Annotated in this window: 18 protein-coding genes; 8 read left to right on the forward strand and 10 right to left on the reverse strand. The window is 71.7% G+C overall.

The features are described from left to right. Positions 1-109: 109 nt before the first annotated feature. Positions 110-1,711, reverse strand: a complete 1,602-nt coding sequence (locus tag AB0K67_RS01190) for an OmpA family protein (protein WP_364050864.1) — start codon at positions 1,709-1,711, stop codon at positions 110-112. Between the two features lie 260 nt (positions 1,712-1,971). Between AB0K67_RS01190 and AB0K67_RS01195 the strand changes: the two genes are divergently transcribed. After that, positions 1,972-2,436, forward strand: a complete 465-nt coding sequence (locus AB0K67_RS01195) for a hypothetical protein (RefSeq protein WP_364050867.1) — start codon at positions 1,972-1,974, stop codon at positions 2,434-2,436. A 58-nt stretch (positions 2,437-2,494) separates the two neighbouring features. On the opposite strand, the gene AB0K67_RS01200 is transcribed toward AB0K67_RS01195, so the two are convergent. The 3 genes from AB0K67_RS01200 to AB0K67_RS01210 form a co-directional block, all read right to left on the reverse strand. After that, entirely contained in the window at positions 2,495-3,865 is a 1,371-nt protein-coding gene (locus tag AB0K67_RS01200; RefSeq protein WP_364050869.1) for a hypothetical protein, read from the reverse strand. 218 nt (positions 3,866-4,083) lie between these two features. After that, positions 4,084-4,959, reverse strand: a complete 876-nt coding sequence (locus AB0K67_RS01205) for a hypothetical protein (protein ID WP_364050872.1) — start codon at positions 4,957-4,959, stop codon at positions 4,084-4,086. After that, a complete protein-coding gene (locus AB0K67_RS01210; RefSeq protein WP_364050875.1) occupies positions 4,956-5,513 on the reverse strand; it encodes a sigma-70 family RNA polymerase sigma factor in 558 nt (185 codons plus the stop codon). Before AB0K67_RS01210 ends, AB0K67_RS01205 begins: the two co-directional genes overlap by 4 nt. A gap of 275 nt (positions 5,514-5,788) precedes the next feature. Between AB0K67_RS01210 and AB0K67_RS01215 the strand changes: the two genes are divergently transcribed. Further along, a complete protein-coding gene (locus tag AB0K67_RS01215; protein ID WP_364050878.1) occupies positions 5,789-6,787 on the forward strand; it encodes a putative FMN-dependent luciferase-like monooxygenase in 999 nt (332 codons plus the stop codon). Positions 6,788-6,806: 19 nt separating this feature from the next. On the opposite strand, the gene AB0K67_RS01220 is transcribed toward AB0K67_RS01215, so the two are convergent. Further along, positions 6,807-7,433 (reverse strand): lactate utilization protein, encoded by a 627-nt coding sequence (locus tag AB0K67_RS01220; protein ID WP_364050881.1) that lies wholly within the window; start codon positions 7,431-7,433, stop codon positions 6,807-6,809. Between the two features lie 153 nt (positions 7,434-7,586). Between AB0K67_RS01220 and AB0K67_RS01225 the strand changes: the two genes are divergently transcribed. Further along, complete coding sequence (locus AB0K67_RS01225; RefSeq protein WP_364050884.1) at positions 7,587-7,973, forward strand: helix-turn-helix domain-containing protein; 387 nt, start codon at positions 7,587-7,589, stop codon at positions 7,971-7,973. Positions 7,974-7,977: 4 nt separating this feature from the next. Here AB0K67_RS01225 and AB0K67_RS01230 read toward each other — a convergent pair whose 3' ends face one another. Beyond that, positions 7,978-9,441 (reverse strand): multicopper oxidase family protein, encoded by a 1,464-nt coding sequence (locus AB0K67_RS01230; RefSeq protein WP_364050887.1) that lies wholly within the window; start codon positions 9,439-9,441, stop codon positions 7,978-7,980. Positions 9,442-9,696: 255 nt separating this feature from the next. Here AB0K67_RS01230 and AB0K67_RS01235 point away from each other — a divergent pair, with 255 nt between their 5' ends. Further along, positions 9,697-10,314, forward strand: coding sequence for a class I SAM-dependent methyltransferase (locus AB0K67_RS01235; protein ID WP_364050890.1), 618 nt, complete (start codon positions 9,697-9,699; stop codon positions 10,312-10,314). 30 nt (positions 10,315-10,344) lie between these two features. On the opposite strand, the gene AB0K67_RS01240 is transcribed toward AB0K67_RS01235, so the two are convergent. The 4 genes from AB0K67_RS01240 to AB0K67_RS01255 form a co-directional block, all read right to left on the reverse strand. Next, positions 10,345-11,271, reverse strand: a complete 927-nt coding sequence (locus AB0K67_RS01240) for an AfsR/SARP family transcriptional regulator (protein WP_364050893.1) — start codon at positions 11,269-11,271, stop codon at positions 10,345-10,347. A 250-nt stretch (positions 11,272-11,521) separates the two neighbouring features. Further along, positions 11,522-12,460, reverse strand: a complete 939-nt coding sequence (locus AB0K67_RS01245; RefSeq protein ID WP_364050896.1) for an aromatase/cyclase — start codon at positions 12,458-12,460, stop codon at positions 11,522-11,524. A gap of 69 nt (positions 12,461-12,529) precedes the next feature. Beyond that, positions 12,530-13,696, reverse strand: coding sequence for an MsnO8 family LLM class oxidoreductase (locus AB0K67_RS01250; RefSeq protein ID WP_364050899.1), 1,167 nt, complete (start codon positions 13,694-13,696; stop codon positions 12,530-12,532). Beyond that, complete coding sequence (locus AB0K67_RS01255) at positions 13,693-15,306, reverse strand: ABC transporter substrate-binding protein (protein WP_364050902.1); 1,614 nt, start codon at positions 15,304-15,306, stop codon at positions 13,693-13,695. The genes AB0K67_RS01250 and AB0K67_RS01255 overlap by 4 nt, the downstream gene beginning before the upstream one ends. Positions 15,307-15,583: 277 nt before the next feature. On the opposite strand from AB0K67_RS01255, the gene AB0K67_RS01260 reads away from it, so the two are divergent. From AB0K67_RS01260 to AB0K67_RS01275, 4 genes are all read left to right on the forward strand, one after another. Next, entirely contained in the window at positions 15,584-16,240 is a 657-nt protein-coding gene (locus AB0K67_RS01260) for a TetR family transcriptional regulator (RefSeq protein ID WP_364050904.1), read from the forward strand. 121 nt (positions 16,241-16,361) lie between these two features. After that, positions 16,362-17,276 (forward strand): NADP-dependent oxidoreductase, encoded by a 915-nt coding sequence (locus AB0K67_RS01265; protein WP_364050907.1) that lies wholly within the window; start codon positions 16,362-16,364, stop codon positions 17,274-17,276. 104 nt (positions 17,277-17,380) lie between these two features. After that, positions 17,381-18,406, forward strand: coding sequence for a DUF6081 family protein (locus AB0K67_RS01270; protein WP_364050910.1), 1,026 nt, complete (start codon positions 17,381-17,383; stop codon positions 18,404-18,406). 10 nt (positions 18,407-18,416) lie between these two features. Then, the gene (locus AB0K67_RS01275; protein ID WP_364050913.1) at positions 18,417-19,298 is read left to right on the forward strand and encodes an SRPBCC family protein; all 882 of its coding nucleotides are present in this window, start codon (positions 18,417-18,419) and stop codon (positions 19,296-19,298) included. Positions 19,299-19,414 lie beyond the last annotated feature (116 nt).

Here is a 19,414-nt window from a genome sequence, read left to right on the forward strand (position 1 = left end):
GAGGCTTCTTCTCAGCGGCGACCTGCTGGCCGCCGTACTGCGCTGATCAGTTCTCGGGTGTGGCGCGGCGGAGTGCGGCCTCGCGGGAGCGGAGAAGTCGCCGTGAGGGTCACTCGATCGGTACGTCGGGCACGGAGCCGAGGCCCTCGACCTCCAGCGTGATCGACGTGACCGAGTCGGCGGGCGCGGGGTAGTAGACGTAGCTCCTGTTGACCTCGCCCTTGTCGAGACCCGCGACGAAGTTCTCCACGAACTCCTTGTCCATCTTCAGCGGCAGGTACCGCGCCTTGGTGGCCGGGTCGACGAGGGTGAACCTGGCGTAGTCGGCGTTCATGGAGAACGGGTTCGAGCCGTTGGAGAACGGCGCGGGGACCGCGACGTACTGCCGGTCGCCCTCCGAGACGACGTCGAAGGTCGCCAGCAGGTAGGCGCCGTCGCGGCGGAACGGATGCACATCGATGCGCAGCACGTCCTGGTGGAGCCGCCGCCGGAGTGACCCCACGACCGGCTGGGGGTCGGCAAGGAAGGGGGCCGGTTCCCTGACGGACCCGCGCACCTTGCCCGCCGGCGGGCTCGACGTGCCGGCCGTGCCCGGGCTCTCCTGCTTGAGCTGGTACGAGATCTCGACGCGGCGGTTGCGGGCCCGGCCCTCGGGGTTGTCGCTGCCGTCCGGCTTGGTGTTCTCGGCGATCGGCTCGCTCTCGCCCTTGCCGGTGGCCTCGTACCGGTACTCGCCGCCCAGCTTGCCGGCGAGATAGCGGCGCACCGCCTCGGCCCGCCGCACCGACAGCTTCTGGTTGTAGGCGTCCTCGCCCTTGCTGTCGGTGTGCCCCTCGATGACGATCGGCGGCTTGGCCGGGTCGGCGCGTTCGCGGGTCTCCTCGACCACCTCGTCGAGCACGGCGGTGGCCTTGGGCGACAGATCGGCCTTGTCGAAGGAGAACAGCACGTCCGTGCGGAGCCCGATCGTCTCTTCGGTGCCTTCTCGCTGCGTCGTCTTCTGCGGGGTCTCGATCAGCTCGTTCACGTCCGAGACCGCCGACCAGATCTCGCCCGACGGCGGCACCACCTGCCACTGGACCGTCGCGCCGGGCGAGGGCGACGCTTCCGGCTCGCGCTCGCGCGCGACGGGCGGCTCGGCGCCGTCGGTGACCGGGATGCCGGTGAACGGCGCGAACGCCAGGTCGGGCACGACCGAGACCTGCCGGACCTCGGCGGGCAGCGGCGGGAAGTACACCTCGACGGGGTAGCGGACGCCCGGCTGGAAGTACTCGGGCAGGCGGTTCAGATCCTTCAGGCTGTGGCGGGTGCCGAACGCCCGGCTCGTGCCGTTGTCCTCCCGCAGCGTGAAGTACACCTTCTTGCCGACCGGGTCGAACAGCCGGAACCTGCCGAACGTCACCGTCTGTAAGGGGAGCCCGTCGTATCCGAAGTCGCCGGAGGAGATCTTGTCCTCCAGGTTGGTGATCTCCATCTTGAGCGCGGTCAGGTCGCGGTGCCGTTCCACCGCCTTCACCTCGATGCGGAACTTGTCCGCGCCGTGGAATCCGACCAGCCCTTCCCGTACGTACGGCCCGCCCGATGCGCTGGGAGACGGCGAGGCCGGGGGAGAGGAGGCGCCGGCCCGGGGCGGAGCGGGCGTCGGAGGAGGGCTGCTCGGGGTTCTGGGGTCGGCACCGCAGCCGCACAGCGACAGGACCGCGAGGACCACGGCCGTCTTCCTGAGGACATGCATCGGCATCAAATCCCACAAGTCGGTCAGGTGTGATCGCTGGCATAGCTTAGGGATCACAAGCGACGCCGGTGACCCGTTCGTGCGGTATCCAGAGCCGGGTGGCTACGCCGGCCATGACAGGTGAGCGGGCTGTCACCCCCACGGCTACATCACAGAGAGTGAGCGCATGATCACTTGGAGTACGCATAGGCGGCGTGCGGCAAACGCCGCCCCTTCCTAGGAAAGGAAGCACCCGCATGGCCCGTACCCTCACCCGACGCTCGCGTTACGCGGCGCTGGCCGGGGCGATCCTCGGCTCGACGCTGCTGACCGTGCCCACCGCCCCACCGGCGAACGCCGTCACGGTCACGGTCCGAGTCGCCTACATCAAGGACGACCCCTTCGGGGTCAACCAGTACGACGTCCGGTTCAACGGGACCGTCCGCTCCGACGGCCCCAACGCGTACATCATCGAGGGCGAGCTCGACGCCTACTGTCACCATGGCACCCTCACCGGCCAGTCCGTGCGGCTCGACTACGGCGCCACCCGCCGTAGCTGGCAGGACGTCAGGTACTGGTGCACTGACACGCCGGTCCCCATCCGTGTGCGCGGTTCCCGCGACTACGGCGACACCATCGACATCAAGGTCGGCGCCACCAGCGGCAGCTTCAACACCTACCAATTCGGCGAGACCCAGCGGTTCAACGTCGGAGTCGACTGATTCCGCAGCTCCAGGAGGCGGGCCGCGCCCGGACGACCACGTGCCGGGGGCGGCCCCGCTAATTCCGTGACGGGTCCCGCTGGAAGGCGAGGGCGGCGGCCAGGCAGGCGACGGGGACGACGGGCAGCACGTAACGGTGGTCGAAGTCGAGGACCGCGACCGGGCCGACCAGCAGCGCCAGCGCCACGGCCTGCGGCAGCAGCGCCACGCGCGGCCGGCGGATCGCGGCCACCGTTCCGAGCAGCAGGATCGCGGCCAGGAACGGGCCGCGCAGGTAGGCGACGTACTGGTAGGCGATGAGGAAGTCCGCGTACGGCGAGACCGACGACAGGCCCCGGATGTCCGGGTCGTACTCGCGTTTCACCTTGTCGATCAGCGGCTGCGCGGGCAGCTCCCAGTGTCCCTTCCCGAAGCCGAACGCGGGCGTGGTGCGTTCGGGATGCGGGATAGGGGTCCAGGAGAAGGCGATGGCGGTGTCGCGGGCCACGTCTCGCAGGTAGTCGAGCGGCTGGGCCAGGATCGCCCGTACGGCGAACTCGCGGGCCAGGTCGTTGTGCGTGAACCGGTCGCCGGGCAGCAGGTTGAGCGACGCCTGCGGGGCCCAGACGTACTCCGATGCCGCGTCCAGCTCCGTGCCGTTCGGGCACAGGCGGGCCAGGTGGGGCGGCGGCTGGATGCGGGCGCAGTCGGCGAAGGTCATGGTCCGCGCCCACAGGGCGACGCCGTCCGCGCCGCTGATGGCGAAACGGCCGTGGTGCTGGGCGTACCAGGCGGCGTACCCGGTCAGAGGCAGCGCACCCGCCAGCGCCAGCGCGCCCAGCGGCCGCCACCCCACCCGCCGCACGGCCAGCACCAGCACGACGAGCAGCAGCAGGGGCAGCGCGATCGTCCTGGTCAATGCCGCCGCGGCGAACAGCAGGCCCGCGCACGCGGCCGCCCGTACCGAGACCTCCGGCGACCACATCAGGACGGCCAGGGCGGCCACGATGAGGAAGATGAACTGCGTGTCGGACAGGATCCCGGTCTCCAGCCGCAGGAACGAGGCGTCGAACAGCAGCGGCACCGTCGCGGCCGCCGCCGCCCAGCCGGGCACCGACCTGCGCCGCAGCACCGCGTAGAGCAGCAGCCCGGTGGCCAGGCCCATCGCGTGCTGGACGGCGACGATCAGCTCCACGCTGTGGAACGGCAGCAGCGCCCGCAGCAGCAGCGAGTAGCCGATCGGGTGGAAGGACGCCGACGGCGCAGGATGCACCGCCATGTCGAGGTAGGTGAAGGAGTCGTACCAGTAGAGGGTGGCGGGGCGGTAGCCGAGCATCGTCACCACCCGCAGCGCGGCGGCCAGGGCCAGCAGTACGGCGAAGAGGCGGTGGTCCGCGAGGGCGGCGGAGCGGCGCTGCGAGGGCAGCGCGACGCGAGTGTCTACGAGCACGGTGGATCCGATCGTGTACGGGCATGGCGAACCGCACCCATGGCGGTCGCCTGGATGGCATGCGGGGATCAGGTGGCAGGCAAGGCGGCGGCCGGCCTCCGGCGTGCGGTGCCGCCTGCCGGCTTCGTCAGCGGACGTTCAGCGTCCGGCGCGCGCCGGATCCGCCGGTGGGCGGCGCACGCCGGGTGAGGCCGGGCCTGCGTGCTGCGGGCGGAGCGTCAGCAGCCTTTCTGGGGCCGGCGTACGCCGGGCTCGCCGGGCCCGTTGTAGTCGCTGGGCTTGCCGGGCTTGTCGGCGACGAGCAGGAGGGCCTGGTGGTCGGCGCTCATCACGCCGTCGAGCACGTACCAGCCGTCGGGGGGCGTGAAGCCGCGGGGCCTGCCGTACGCGGTGTACGACGGGGTGACGCCGCGCTCGCGCAGCATGGCCGCGACCTCGGCGACGGTCCGGTTGACGTAGTCCACGCAGTGCAGCGGCTCGCCGGGCATGGCGATGCCGGGCGGCATGCCGTATCGCTCGCCGGGTGCGGCCCGGCGGCCGAGGATGACACCGGCCTTCTTGGTGTAGCCGACCGGCACCTTCAGGCCGATGGGGCAGCCGCCGAAGCGCTCGCAGGGCCCTGGACGGTCGATGGCGCGGATCGGGCCCTGCGCGGGCACCGTCTCGCCCGCCCGCAACCGGTCCACGTCGTTCAGCACGAAGATCTGCCCGGTCATGCTCGCGGAGGTCGGCACCAGCTTGAGCGTGATGTTGATGCCCCTGGCGCGCAGCTCCCGCTCGTACACCTCGGGCTCGGCCATCAGGTCCTTGACCGTGATCACGTAGTGGCCGTCCACGACCTTGATGTCCAGCGCGGCGGACGCGGGGGCCTGCGCGACGCCGAACGACATCAGCACGGTCAGCGCGGCCAGCGCCGGCACCGCCGCCCACCTGCGGATCCGAGAGGTGAGACGGCCTCTGCGGCTCTCGGCGACGGGGATGGAGGTGACCTCCTCCAGCAGCTCCCTGGAGATCGGCGTCATACCGGGACCGGGATCGGGCGCGATGCCGGCGACGAGACGATCGATCTCGTGCATCACAGTGTCCCTTGTCATGGCGTCCCCTTTGTCATCGCGACGGCGCGCAGGCCGATGCGGGTGATGTCGACGTTCTCCGCGAGCAACTGCTTGGCCAGCCGTTTTCGAGCCCGGTGCAACCGCAGGCGGGCGTTGGCGCGGGAGCAGCCGAGCACGGTGGCGATCTCGTCGGAGCCGAGCCGTTCCCAGCCGGCCAGCGCGAGGATCTCGCGGTCGCCGGGGCTCAGCCGGGCGAACGCCTCCTTCACGCCACGCAGGTGATCGCCGGGCTCGGCGTGCTCCGCCGCCCATAGGGCGAGCTCCTGGCCGAGCCGTTCGACCAGCTCGCTGCGGCGCGACTCGGCGCGGCGGCCGTTGGCCAGCACGCGGCGGGCCACGCCGAACAGCCACAGGCGGGCGTCCCGCCCTTCGGGTATGTCGTCCAGGCGGCGCCAGGCGGTGGCGAACGTCTCCGCGACGGCGTCGGCGGCGTCCTCGTGGGATGCGGTACGCCGCCGTACGTAGGCCAGGATGTCGGCGTAGTTGGCGACGTAGATCACCTCGAAGCGCTGCTTACGGTCCTGGTGCGTCACGTCGCCTGCTTCCCTCCGATGGGTCCGACATCCCATACCTGTCCGGACCCGCCGGATCGTTTCACCTCATCTCCGGCCGTTCGGGGACAGTAAGTCCTACATTCCCTACTAGATGTATGGGTTATAGTGCATGATCGAGAAAGGCGACCCGATCGAAAACCGCAGCTCGTCGCGGTCCCCCATGAAGCAAAGGACGCGTCGTTGATAACCGGAAGCACCCAGCCTGGGCATGACAACACCCGTGAGCTGTCGGCCGCGTTCCAGGAGCGGATGCCATGAGACTCGGATTCTTCACCCGGCTGCTGGACGACGTACCGCCCGGCGAGCGCTACCGGCTGGCCGCCGAGCAGATCAGACATGCCGAGGCGTACGGCTTCGACACCGCGTGGGTGGCGCAGCACCACTTCGACGGCGAGGAGGGCGGGCTGCCCGCGCCGCTGGTGTTCCTGGCCCACGTCGCGGCCACGACCAGCCGCATCAGGCTCGGCACCGGGATCATCACGCTGCCGCTCGAACATCCGCTGCGGGTGGCCGAGGACACCGCCGTGCTCGACCTGCTATGCGGCGGGCGGCTGGAGGTGGGCGTCGGCGGAGGCGGCACGCCGTCGGCATTCGTGCCGTTCGGACGTGACCCCGCCGACCGCGCGGCCCTGTACGCCGAGCACCTGTGGGTGCTGCGGCGCGCCTGGGCGGGGGAGCGGCTCGGCGGCGGCAACCGGCTCTACCCGCCCGCGTCCCGGCTGCTCGACGCCGTGTGGGAGGCCACATTCTCGGTCTCCGGAGGCGCACGCGCGGGCCGGGCTGGGCATGGGCTGATGCTCTCCCGTACCCAGCCCAGGCCCGCGGAGGACCCGCAGGCCACCCTCGCCGACCTGCAGCTCCCGATCATCGCGGCCTACCGCGAAGCCCTCCCGCCGGGGGCCGAGCCGCGCATCATGGCTTCGCGGACCGCGTTCGTCGCCGACAGCCGGGCCGAGGCGCTGCGCTACGCCGAGCTGGGCCTGGGCCGCCGCAGGCTGCCGTACGAGCTGCCGCAGCGCGATCTCCACAGCAAGATCGCGGCCTTCGACGTGCACCTCGGCACGCCGCAGGACGTCATCGAGAGCCTGCGCGCCGACCCCACGCTCGAGCAGGTGACCGACGTGGCCTTCCAGGTGCACTCGGTGGACCCGCCGCACCCGCTCATCCTGCGCTCCATCGAGCTGCTGGCGACCGAGGTCGCGCCCGCGCTCGGCTGGCAGCCCTCGGCGGAGGCCGGCGCGAGGCGGGCGTGACCCGTCGTTCAGTAGCCGTTCAGAAGCCGATCTCCTCGCGTACGAGCACGACCGTGGCGCGCTCCGGCAGGGCCTCGCGCTCGATGATGAGGATCTTGCCGATGAACGACGACTGCCCGATCTCCTGCAGCCGCTGGTGCTCGCGCGGCAGGCTGTACGTGCGCACCCGCCGCAGCCCGGTCTCCAGGTCAGGCACCACCTTCTGCGCGCCCACCACCCAAATGACCTTGCGCGCCCCGGACGCGTACGGCGCGAGCTGGCTGCCGCTGGCCGAGGCGACGACCAGGTGGCCCTCCTCCGTCACCGCGTGCACGCTGCCCACGACGTACTCGGCGGTCGCGCCGAGGCGGAGCACCGCCTGCACGTCGTTCTCCGGCAGCTCGGCGCCGGCGCGGACGGAGGCGTACGTGCCGGACTCGTCGAGGTCGGCGGCGATGCCGGACAGCCGGAGCGTCTCGCTGGAGGTGGTGAAGACGCTCTGGTCGCCGGGGACCAGCTCGCCGACGAGCTTGCGGGCGTCGGCGACGCTGTCCACGACGTGCACGACGAAGCCGTTCTCGCGCAGCGCCGCGGCCGCGCGGTCCAGCCGCCCGTCCAGAACGGGGGCGGCGAAGGTCTGGTCGGGCACGAGAGTTTCCACGGACATGATGAATCCCCTGAATATTGCGACGGTTTCGACTGGTAACCGGCACCATTCTGAGTAACGCTTAATTCCTACCGGAAGTAGGCACTTTTATCTGCCTCGGTGAAACGGAGGGAACCCTTGCACGTCGACAGCCCAGCGGCCCGCGTGAATTCCGTGCTGAAAGCGCGCGACGAGCTGACCTGCCAGGTCCGCGACGTCCTCAACAGGGTGGGGGACAAATGGACCCTGTCGGTCGTCAACGAGCTGGGCGCCGGGCCGCGCCGCTTCAACGAGGTGCGGCGCGCGGTGCCCGGCATCAGCCAGCGCATGCTGACCAGGACCCTGCGCGTGCTCGAACGCGACGGGCTGGTGGTCCGCAGCATCTACGCCGAGGTGCCGCCCAGGGTCGAGTACGAGCTGACGCCGCTCGGCCGCACGCTGCTCGAACGCGTCTCCGGGCTGATCGACTGGGCCGTGGAGCACCACGAGGACGTCGAGAGCGCGCGCGGCCGCTACGACGCCCGGCACCCGGGCGACGCATCCCGAGATTTCGCGGAATGAGGGGTCAGACGACCTCGAACACCGCCATCATCCCCATGCTGGAGTGGTCGAGCTGGTGGCAGTGGAAGACGTAGCGGCCCCGGTGGTCGGCGAACGTGGCCTTCACCCGTACGGTCTCGCCCGGCGCCAGCGCCACCGTGTCCTTCGGTCCGCGTTCCTGCGGCCCCGCCGGCACGCCGTCCCGGTCGAGCACCTGGAACTGCACGAGGTGCACGTGGAGGTTGTGCGGCACCCCGATGGGGTCCGCCGAGTTGTGGATGCGCCAGATCTCGGTGCTGCCCTCGTTGATCGTGAAGTCGACGCGCTCGGGGTCGAAGAGCTTGCCGTTGATGGTGAACCAGCCGAGGTCGACGTCGTAGGCGAGCGTCACATCGCGCTCGATCGTGGCCTCCGGCAGCGGGTCCTGGGGCCGGAGCTCGGAGGGGACGCGGCTGTCGTCGCGCTCGCGCTCGCCCACGTCGAAGCGGAGCACGGGCTGTCCGCTGAGCACGTCGTCGAGTACCAGCTTGGTGCCCTCCGGATAGCGGGAGAAGTCGATGACGACGTCGGCGCGCTCGGCCGCGCTCAGCGTGATCGTGTCCGTGGGCGCGGGGGCGGGCAGCAGGCCGCCGTCGCTCGCCACCTGCACCAGCTCCTCCCCGCCGGCGAGCCGGAGCTGGAAGACCCGCATGTTGCTGGCGTTGAGCAGGCGTAGGCGGTAGCGGCGGCCGGCGACCGGCAGGTACGGGGCCGGGCGGCCGTTGGCGAGCAGCGTGGTGCGGTTGCCCGAGTCGTCCATGATGAAGACCAGGCCGCCGTCCTCGGCGAAGCGGGCGTCGGTCAGCATGATCGGGATGTCGTAGGAGCCCCTGGGCAGCTTGAGCGCGCGCTCGCCGGGGTCTTCGAGCAGGTAGAAGCCGTGCAGGCCGCGGTAGACGTGCTCGGCCTCCATGTGGTGCGCGTGGTCGTGGTACCACAGCGTCGCGGCGGCCTGCTGATTGGCGTACTCGTAGGTGCGGGTGGTGCCCGGCGCGATGAGGTCGGTGGGGAAGCCGTCGTGGGCGGCGGGCACGTGCGCGCCGTGCAGGTGCACCGATGTGCCCGTCTCCAGGGCGTTGGTGTGGTGCACGATCACCCGCCGGCCGGTGGTGGCGCGGATCGTGGGCCCGACGAACGAGCCGCCGTAGGTGAGCACGGGGGTCCGCAGGCCGGGCAGCAGTTCGGCGACCGCCGGCCGGGTGGTCAGCCGGTAGACGTCGGCGTCGGCCAGCACGGCGGACGGCTTGAGCACGGGAGGCAGCGGCAGGCGCACCGTGAAGGGCTCGGGGGCGGCCGCCGCCCGCCCGCGGAACACGGCGGCGGCGTGATGGTGGTGACCGGCGGGCCGCGCGAACGCCTGGACGCCGGTGTCCTGCGCGGCGAGTGCGGGAATCACGGCGGCGCCGCCCGCGAGGGCGCCCAGTTTGAACAGGTCACGTCGTTTCACCATGGTCGGGGCTCCCCGTGCTGCTGCGGCCGATCGAACCGCGGGAACGCGGCGAGATCGGAGGTCGGCTGAGAGATCGCTGGTGCGATGTCGTGGGAAGGCTGGCCTTCCGCGCTCGCGCGGGCCTAGAACGCGGCTCGAACCGGCCGCTCCCGCCGCCGCTCACAACGCGGTCCATGGGGTCTTGAGGGCGGCTCTACCGGACGGCGGGAGGCTGGGAGCCGGATCGCAGGGCGCCGCGAGGAAAGGCGGGGTGACATGGGGGAAAAGGACCCTTTCGAGGAGGCGTACCGTGCCGCCAGGACACGGCGGAAGGCGCCGCCGTGGGACGTGGGCCACCCCCAGGAGGTCGTGGTCGGCCTGGAGCGCGCCGGGCTGATCGAAGGGCCCGTGCTGGACGCGGGCTGCGGCACGGGCGAGCACACGCTGCTGCTGGCCGCGCTCGGCTACGACGTGCTGGGGATCGACAGCTCTCCCGCGGCGATCGCCGAGGCGCGCGACAAGGCCAAGGAGCGCGGGATCGCGGCCGCGTTCGAGTGCGCGGACGCGCTGCTCGTCGGCGCGCGCGGGGAGTCGTACGCCACCGTGATCGACACGGGGCTGTTCCACGTGTTCGACGCCGAGACCCGGGCACGCTACGCGGCGGCCCTGCACCGGGCCTGCCGCCCGGGGGCGCGCGTGCACGTCCTGTCGCTCTCCGACACCCCGGCCGATGGCTTTCCGCCGGGCGCGGGGGAGGCCGACCACCGCCGGGCGTTCGGCGCGGGCTGGCAGGTGGAGGCGTTCGAGGCCGCACCGTTCACCTGCCTCGATCCCGCCGACCCGCGGCGGGAGGTGGACGTGCCGGGCTGGCTGGCCCGGATCCGCCGCGTCTGACCGGCCTGATCGGTCTGATGGGCGGGCGCATCAGCCGCGCCGCCGCCGGTGCTGCGTCCTGCGGCGGCGGGACGGCTTGCCGCGGGTGCGCTCACCGTCGGCGGGTTCCCCGCTGACCGGGGCCGGCCGCTTGGCCCGCTCCGGCGCCCCCGCGTGCGCGGGCATCCGGAAGAACGACGGGGTGCGGTGCAGGATGGGGTCGTCGGCCAGGATGGCGCGGTGCAGCCGCTGGAGCTTGACCGACGGCTCCAGCCCCAGCTCGTTGATCAGGCTGCCGCGCAGCGTGCGGAAGGCGGCCAGCGCCTCGTCGCGCCGCCCGCAGTGATGCAGGCAGATCATGTACTGCGCCTGCAGCGTCTCGTGCAGCTGGTGCTCCATGCACAGCGCGCGCAGCTCGCCGAGCATCTCGCTGTGCCGGTTGAGCCGGAGATTCGCCTCGATGCGCTTTTCGATGGTGCCGAAGCGGGCCTCCTCCATCCGGACGATCTCGCGGTGCAGCAGCGGCCCCGGCGGCACGTCCACCAGGGCAGAGCCCTGCCACAGCCGCAGCGCCTCGTCGAACAGCCGCACAGCCTCGGCCCCGTCGTTGGCGTCGAGCGCCTCGCGTCCGCGCGCGTCGAGCGCCTCGTAGCGGTGCAGGTCGATGGAGTCGGGCGGCAGGCGCAGCAGGTAGCCGCCGGCGGTCGTGACGAGCCGTTCCTTCGCGACGACGGAGGCGGGGACTTTCATGGCGGCGGCCATGCTTTTCCGCAATTGCATGATGTACGTCTGCAGCGTCGTCACCGCGCTGCGCGGCGGATTGTCGTCCCAGAGCTCTTCCATGATGGCGGCGTTGGGCACGACGCGGTTGGAGTTGAGCGCCAGTAACGACAGGATCTGCCGCGGCTTGTGGGCGCTGGGGGTGATGTCGACCCCGTCGTGATCGACATTCAGTGCGCCTAGCACCCTGACGTGCATGACGACCTCCCGGTCTGTGGGTGTCCGCCTCGGGTTCTCGATGGCGGGCCGTTCAGAACTTTCCCTACCAAATTTGCAGGTTTATAGCGGGATACTAAGTGTTTCGCAGTGAATTGTCACGTTTCCCGGCGGAGGGGATCCGCCTTTCGCCGGGAAATGGAGCCGATTTCCGGCAACGCCGAACAGCGCTATCGGCGTTTCACCGATAGCGCTGAGAAAATCGCCGCGGAATGGCATCCGCGGCGATCTTTCAGGTCGTCTTTTCCACGTGGGCCTTGGCCCGCTGCAGAATCAGTCGTGCGTTCCCTCCCAACGCCCGCTCGATCCACGCCCTGGCCTCCGCCAGGCTCACCTGCGGGCCGAGCACGTCGGCGATGCCCTCCTCTCGGATCACGATGGTCTGGCGCGCGGTCACCTCGACGCCGTCCTCGCGCTCCTCGATGGACCACTCACCCGTGTGGCCGCTCGCCAGCGGCGGGATCACGAGCTGCTTGTAGACGACCTTCCTGCCGGGGACGCCGATCCTGACCTGGCGGGTGGTGTGCGGGTGGCCGTCCTTGTCGGGCGACTCCAGCTCCAGGATGTGCGCCTCCTCGCCGGCCGGCCGGACCTCCGAGCGGGCGATGTGCTCGAAGTGCTCGTGCCACCTGCCGCCGTCGTACAGGAAGTCGTAGACCGCCTGCGCAGGGCCGGCCACGTGGACGATGTCGCGCAGTTCGAGCAGCACGTCGGACGCGCGAGGCTCCAGATCCGCCGCGGCGAGCAGCGCGGCCAGCTCCGCCGTGCTGTTGTCGTCCAGGACCTCGTCGATCCAGGCCACGGCGTCCTCGCTGACCGGCCGGTAGTCGTGCAGCAGCCGCACCAGCGACCGCTCGGGGCCGTCCGGCTCGACGATCCAGCCGCCGCCCATGTCGGCGACGGGATGCTGGGCCACCTCCTGCCGGTAGAAGACGCTCAGCGACTCGGGGGCGAGGGTCCGCAGCGCCACCCACTGGCGCACGTCCTCGCCGCCGTGCAGCCAGATCCTGGCCCGTTCGCGCTCCGCCGTCCGCTCCAGATACTCCACGTGAACGATCGGCGGGAAGATGCGCGGCCACACCGTCAGGTCCGCGAGCAGCCCGTAGACGGTCTTCGCCGGAGCGTGCGCGGTGCCCCGGTGCTCCACCTCGTGCTTGTCGGGTTGCGCCAATGCTCTTTCCTTCCTGCGGGTGTCTGTGGCCGCCATCGTGGTACCGGGCGCTGGGGCCGCTGCCGAACCTCACTCGACCGCCGATCGAGCCCGCTGCCCGCCCCACGCCTCGGCCAGCAGCTCATACGAGCGCACCCGGTCGGCGTGCCGCGCGGTGATCGTGGTGATGAGCAGCTCGTCGGCGCCCGTGACCGCCGCCAGGCGGCGCAGCTTCGAGGTGACCGTGGCGGGCGAGCCGGCGATATGCGTGCTGATGCGATCGGCCACGTACGTGCGCTCCTCATCCGTCCACTCGTGCGCCTCCGCCTCGGCCTCGCTGGGGAAGGGCCCCGTGGCGAGGCCCCGCCGCATGTTCAGCACCCACAGCGCGGTCGGGGCCGCGAGCCGGGCGGCGCTCTCGTCGTCCTCGGCCACGATCACGTCGGCCGACACCATCACGTACGGCTCCGCCAGCCGCTCCGACGGCCGGAACGCCGCCCGGTAGGCCGCCACCGACTCCAGCACGGTCGCCCCGCCCAGGTGGTAGTTGGCCGCGTACGGCAGGCCGTGCTCTCCGGCCGCCGCCGCGCTGGCGCCCGCGCTCGACCCCAGCACCCACACCTGCAGGTCGGCGTTCTCCGCGGGCAGCGCGCGCAGCGATATCCCCTGGTCGGTGCGGTAGTCGCCGCGCAGGAAGCGCAGCACGTCGCGCACCTGACCCGAGTAGTCGTCGTCGGCGCCGTCCACCTGGCCGAGCAGCCTGGCCTTGATGCGGAACAGCTCGGTGTCGAAGGAGATCGCGGTCCTGGCGGGGATGACGACGCCGTCCACCACCGCGCCCCGGCCGATCGGCGCGACCCCGCCCGCCGGCGCCTTGGCCGACTCGGCCGCGACCTCGGCGAACCGTTTGGAGCCCGATCGTCCCAGACCCAGGTCCACCCGGCCGGGGTGGAGCTGGGCGATGGTGCCGAACTGCTCGGCCAGCAGGAGCGGCGTGGAGTTGGCGATCAGCGCCGCGCCCGAGCCGACCCGCAGGCGCTCGGTGGCCGAGACCACCAGCGCGATGAGCACGGCCGGAGCGGCGGCGGCCACGCTGGGGCTGAGGTGGTGCTCGGCGATCCAGTAGCGGGAGTAGCCGAGCCGTTCGGCGTGGCGGGCCAGGTCGAGCGTGTTGTGCAGGGCGTCGGCCGCCGTGCCGCCCGAGGTGATGGGCGACAGGTCCAGGACCGACAGCGGGATCGCGTTCGCGCCGCTCATGAGGCCAGCCAGGCGTCGTGCAGGCGCAGCCGTACGGACGGATCCAGCGTCAGCCCGCGCACCGCCTTCGACACCCCCACGACCTGCGCCAGCTCGAACACCGGGATGGCGTAGCCGCGGTCGAGCACGGTCTTCTGGATCTCCTTCACCACCTCGTTCCTGCCGGCCTGATCCAGTGTGGAGATCTGCCGGTCGAGCCGCTTGTCCAGGTCGGTGGCGGGAAGGTAGGCGGCGGCGGAGAACTTCGTGGAGAAGACCGTGCGCAGGATGTCGGGGTCGGCCCTGGTGCTGTTGCCCCAGCGGAAGTCGATCTGCTTCTTCTCCTGTGCCTCGCCGAACCCGGCCGCGTCCACCGGGCGGAGCTGCAGCTCCACGCCGATCTTGCGGAGCTGCTGGGCGATCAGCTCGAGGATCGTGGTGTTGGGGTTGAAGCCGGTGGTGAAGTAGACGTTCAGGCTGAGCCTGCGGCCGTCCTTCACCCTGATGCCGTCGGGTCCCGGCTGCCAGCCGGCCTTCTCCAGCAGCGCCGTGGCCCCCTCGGGGTCGTAGGCGAGGTCGGCCCCGAAGTCGGCGTAGCCCGGGGTGGAGCTGGTCAGGATGCTGGTCGCCGGGCGGTAGGTGGAGGTCAGCACCACGTCGACCACCTGCTTGCGGTCGATGCCCTTGCTGACCGCCTTGCGCACCGCCTCGTCGCCGAGCAGCGGCCGGAACGTGTTGGGGTAGAGGGCGTAGGGCAGGCCCGGGTTGTAGCGGCTGAGCACCTCGAAGCGGCCCTGCCGGAACTGCCGCTCGGTCACCGGCTGCACGTCGGTGATCGCGTGCACCTGGCCCGAGGTGAGCACCCCTGTACGCACGCCCTGCTCGGGCACGATGCGGAACTCCACCGCGTCCAGGTACGCCTCGCCCTGGTGGGCGGCCAGCGACGAGGGCCAGGCGTACCCGGCCCGCCGCTTCACCGTGACGCTGTGGTTGGTCTGCAGCCTGTCCAGCACGAACGCGCCGGAGCCGATCGGCGCGCGGCACCGGTCGGCCGGCGGCTTGGCGAGCGAGGCGGGGGAGCTGAGCCCCAGCGAGGTGGTCGCGGTGGCCTGGAGGAACTGGGCGTTGGGGGCGTCGAACTCGACCTTGGCGGTGTGCTCGTCCACCACGGTCGTGCCCTTGTAGCCGGACAGGTACGTGGAGGCGAACAGCGACTTCGCGCCCAGCCTGACGATCTCGTCGAGGTTGGCCTTGACCGCGGCCGCGTTCACCGGCGCGCCGTCGCTGAACGTCACGCCCTCGCGCAGGTGGAAGGTGAACGTGGTGGCCTCGGGATCGACCTCCCAGGAGGTGGCCAGCCACGGCTTGATCTCGCCCGTACGCGGGTCCTGGTCGGTGAGGGTGTCGAAGAGCTGGCGCATGACGTTGACGGCCGAGGAGAAGTTGGCCTGCGGCGGATCCAGGCAGACCGGATCCTCGGAGACGGCGATCTTGAGTGTTCCGCCGGGGCGGGGGGTGGTGGCGGCGCTGCCCGCTCCCTCGGCGGAGCCGCCACAACCGGCGGCGGCGAGGGTGAGGGCGAAGGCGAGGGCCGCGGACAGGCCGCGGCCGGCCGGTGACACGACTGTCACTGGGGTGAGCTCCTGTCGAGAACGTGGAACGTACGTGCTCACGGCACGCTTGAGCGGCGCGGGGACGTCGCCCGCGGTGATCAGGGACGAAAGACGAAAAGAGGCGAAAAAAGGGGAGCCTGGTCAGCGACAGGCTTGGCCGGCGATCCGGCAGTAATCCACGTGGCGGCGCGAGACGAGACGCAACGGGAAAGGCATGACGACCTCTCTTCCGCAGAGCGGCGATACCGATCACCGTACCGGAGTGGAGTGCTCCGTTCTATGCTAGTCTCGGGATGTGAGAGGGAACACCGCTGGAAAAGGGCCGCGCCGGTCCGACGCCAGCCGCAACGACCAGCGCATCCTCGCCGCCGCCCGCGCCGTGTTCGTCGAGATGGGGCCGGAGGCTCCGGTCTCGGTCATCGCCGAACGGGCCGGCGTCGGCATGGGCACGCTGTATCGCCGCTATCCGAGCAAGGAAGACCTCATGCGCGCCCTGTCGCTGGCGCACATGGAGCAGACCTGGGAGGAGGCCGAGCGGGGCCTCGCCGCCGAGGACGCCTGGGAGGGGTTCGAGGGCTTCGTCACCGCCTGCGTCGAGGCGGGCGTCGACGGCTCGCCCAGGCTGGCCGGCACGTTCGAGATCACCGAGGACGTGCTGGCCGCGAGCAAGCGGGCCCGCGAGGCCATCCAGACGCTCGTGGACCGCGCGCAGGCGGCCGGGGTCCTCCGTCCCGACGTCAACGCCGACGACATCATCACCCTGCTGCACGCGCTGCGCGAGCGGCGCGCGGAGAAGGGCGAGACGGCGGCGGCGCTGAGCCGCCGCTTCCTCGGCATCGTGCTCGACGGCCTGCGCCCGGAAGGGGCCCATCGGCTGGGCGCGCCGGCCACCGACTGGCAGGAGATCGAGGAGGCGATGAAGGGCCGTTCCAAGGAGTCCGGCTCAGGCTGAGGCGCTCCCTCTCATATCGCGCACGACCGGGCCGCGCAGCGCCGCGCCGCCCGCTGTCCCGCATCCCCGCACCGCCCGGGCGCACCGGGCGGTCCGCGGCATGTCCTCAAGGAGGTCTCAGGTGCCTGTTGCCATCGCGTTCTCCGAGTACGGTCCCCCTTCGGTGCTCCACCCCATCGACATCGACGAGCCAGAGCCCGGCGAGGGGGAGGTCCGGGTCAGGGTCCGGGCCGCGGGCGCGACGCCGTTCGACGCCAAGCTCCGCGCCGGGGAGTTCCGCGACTTCTTCCCCGCGTCGTTCCCGCAGCGGCTCGGCAACGAGTTCGCCGGGGTGATCGACGCGGTCGGCGAGGGCGTGACCGGCTTCGCCGTGGGTGACGAGGTGCTCGGCTGGACGCTGGCGGCCGCGTACGCGGAGGTGATCGTCGTCCCCGCCGTCCAGCTCGCCGCCAAGCCGGCGGACCTGCCGTGGGAAGTCGCCGGCGCGCTGTCGGTCGTGGGGCAGGGCGCGTACGGCTTCGTGGACGAGCTGGGCGTGAAGAAGGGGGAGACGTTCCTCATCCACGCGGCGGCGGGCGGGGTCGGCACGGTCGCCGCCCAGCTCGCGGTGGCGCGCGGCGCGACGGTGATCGGCACGGCGAGCGAGGGCAACCACGACTATCTCCGCTCGCTGGGCGTCACCCCCGTCACCTACGGTCCCGGCCTGGCCGACCGGATCCGCGCGGCCGCGCCCGGCGGCGTGGACGCGGCGCTCGACGCGATCGGCGGCGAGGCGACCGAGATCTCGGTCGAGCTGGTCTCCGACCGCCGGCGGGTCGGCACGCTGGTGGACGCGGAGGCGGCCATCGCGAAACACGGCATCAAGCAGCTCACCGGGGCCCGCTCCGCCGAGGTGCTCGCCCACCTGGCCGGGCTGGCCGCACGCAAGGAACTGATCCTGCCGACGACGCCGTTCCCGCTGGCGGACGCCGTACGCGCGCACGAGCGGGTCGATCACGGCCACGGGCGCGGCAAGGTCGTGCTGACCGTGGGCTGACCTCCCCGGGTGCGGTCGAGCCGCGCTCGACGCGGACTCGACCGGCTCCACATTCAATCTCCGCTGCAAGGCCGATCTTCGGCTGCTCAGAACAGGAGATTGCATTGAGGAGTCTGCACCGCGCGATCGGGAGCGTGCTCGCCTCGGCGGCTCTGGTCGCGGCCATCGCCGCTCCGGCCTCGGCGACGGACACGGGCCGCGTCGAGCGCCTCTTCCACGACGACTTCCGCGCCGGATTCGACACGGTGGACACCTGGGTGGTGGACCGCGACGGCGTCCCCACCACCTCCGACGCCGGCCTGAACGTCCGCTCGTCGGGCACCGACCCCGTCACCGGCGAGCCCGCCTTCGTCTTCACCACGCCGCAGGAGGACGACGGCGGGCTCGGCGCGAGCGACGAGGTCAAGTGGGGCGCCACGGTCAACCACACCTCGTCCAACGGCATCCGCGGCTTCGACGTGCCGGACGGGTCGGTCTTCCGCTGCGAGGTGGAGCTGGCGGTGCGCACGTACGGCACCGCCGCGCACCCCTTCGGCGACCTGGCCGGCCCTCCGGACCACGACCTGCGGCTGGCCTCGGCGACCGTGCAGGCCGCCGACCCGGAGACCGGCTCGGTGTTCACGTACTTCGTCACCAACCGGCTCATCTACGCCGCCTACGCCCGGCAGCCCAAGCCCGGCCAGGACCACGCCTCGTTCTTCTACGCCATCCCCGTCGTGCCGCGGGTGCCGTCGCAGAGCAACAGCCTGGCCCTGGAGTACGACAAGGACGCGGGCGTGGTGCACTGGGTGGTGGACGGGCGGCGGGTGCTGCGGCTCGACCGCATCGGCGAGCTTGCCTTCGACCGCACGTACCTGCTCACCGACCACGGCGGCACGCCACGGCTCGCTCACCCGCGCCAGCTCTACTGCGGCTTCAGCACCGTCACCTTCCTCGACGGCGCCGGCCGCGACGGGCGGGGGCTGGTACGCCTGTCGAGCCTGCCCGACACCTACTACGCGCCCCGCGTGGGCGCGCCGACGCCCGCCGAGTTCTACGACGACGAGAGCCTGGAGAGCAACCGGCTGTGGGGCCAGGGCATCGAGATCCAGGTCGATCACGTGACCGTCACGCTGCGGCACGGCTCCTGAGGAGGCCGCCATGACCGACCCGTCCCACGTGTCCAGCGCGGCGGTCGGAGCGCCGGCCGAGACCGTGCTGCGGCTGCTGACCGCTGTGTCCGCCTGGCCGCGCGTCTTTCCCTCCGTCGTGCACGCTGAGCCGCTCGACGGCGGCGGACAGGCCCGCGTGTGGTGGCTGCGCGGCGACGAGATCGCCCTGACCACCGTCCGGTACTGCGGCGACGGCGCCTCCGTGACGTTCCGCGCGGACGGCGACCCCGTGCCGCCCTTCACCGGTACCTGGACGGTGGAGCCGCGCGGCGAGGGCGAGAGCAGGCTGAGCGCCGACATCGGGCCCGCGGTCCTGCTCGAGCCGGTCAGGATCGCGGCGGAGGAGGAGATCGGGCGGCCGGAGGTGCTGCTGGAGTTCGCCGACACCGTCGAGATCGCGGGAGCCGCCGCCGACGTCTACGACTTCCTGCACACGGTGGAGGGCTGGCCGGAGGTCGTCCCGCACGTCGCGGCCGCCTCCGCCACGCCCGCAGGACCGCACGGGCGGTTCATCGAGATCGACAACGCCGGTCCCGATGGCCCGAAGCGCACCACCGAGGCGGTCCGGGTCGGCTTCCCGCACCGCGCGATCGTGGACAAGCACCTGCTGCTGCCGCCGCTGGCCACGCTGCACGTGCTGCGCTGGACGATCGAGGAGGTCGACGGATCCGTGTCGGTGACCGCGGCCCACACGGTCGTGATCCGGCCGGAAGGCGTCGCGGCCGTCCTCGGCGAGGGGACGACCGTGGCCGGCGCACGGGAGTGGATCCGCACGGCGCTGGGCGGCAACAGCGTCGTGGTCGCCGAGCGCGCCCGCGCCTACGCCGAGCAGCGCGCGTCTGGCTCAGGAGCCGCCCGCCGCACCGCCTGAGCCGGGGCGTCCATACGGGCGTCCGGCCGCTCAGCGGTCCATAGGGGCGTCCGGCCGCTCAGCGGGCCGGACGGCGAAAGCCGCTCCGGCCGCCCGCTGCACCGGACGGCCCGGGT

This window comes from Nonomuraea sp. NPDC052634, assembly GCF_040678535.1.
Taxonomy (GTDB): Bacteria; Actinomycetota; Actinomycetes; order Streptosporangiales; family Streptosporangiaceae; genus Nonomuraea; species Nonomuraea fastidiosa.

What these genes read in the sequence shown, in the direction of transcription:
- AB0K67_RS01195 (WP_364050867.1), top strand. Translation starts at nt 1,972, where the DNA reads ATGGCCCGTACCCTCACCCGACGCTCGCGTTACGCGGCGCTGGCCGGG.
- AB0K67_RS01205 (WP_364050872.1), bottom strand. Translation starts at nt 4,959, where the DNA reads ATGACAAGGGACACTGTGATGCACGAGATCGATCGTCTCGTCGCCGGC.
- AB0K67_RS01215 (WP_364050878.1), top strand. Translation starts at nt 5,789, where the DNA reads ATGAGACTCGGATTCTTCACCCGGCTGCTGGACGACGTACCGCCCGGC.
- AB0K67_RS01220 (WP_364050881.1), bottom strand. Translation starts at nt 7,433, where the DNA reads ATGTCCGTGGAAACTCTCGTGCCCGACCAGACCTTCGCCGCCCCCGTT.
- AB0K67_RS01230 (WP_364050887.1), bottom strand. Translation starts at nt 9,441, where the DNA reads ATGGTGAAACGACGTGACCTGTTCAAACTGGGCGCCCTCGCGGGCGGC.
- AB0K67_RS01235 (WP_364050890.1), top strand. Translation starts at nt 9,697, where the DNA reads ATGGGGGAAAAGGACCCTTTCGAGGAGGCGTACCGTGCCGCCAGGACA.
- AB0K67_RS01240 (WP_364050893.1), bottom strand. Translation starts at nt 11,271, where the DNA reads ATGCACGTCAGGGTGCTAGGCGCACTGAATGTCGATCACGACGGGGTC.
- AB0K67_RS01250 (WP_364050899.1), bottom strand. Translation starts at nt 13,696, where the DNA reads ATGAGCGGCGCGAACGCGATCCCGCTGTCGGTCCTGGACCTGTCGCCC.
- AB0K67_RS01275 (WP_364050913.1), top strand. Translation starts at nt 18,417, where the DNA reads ATGACCGACCCGTCCCACGTGTCCAGCGCGGCGGTCGGAGCGCCGGCC.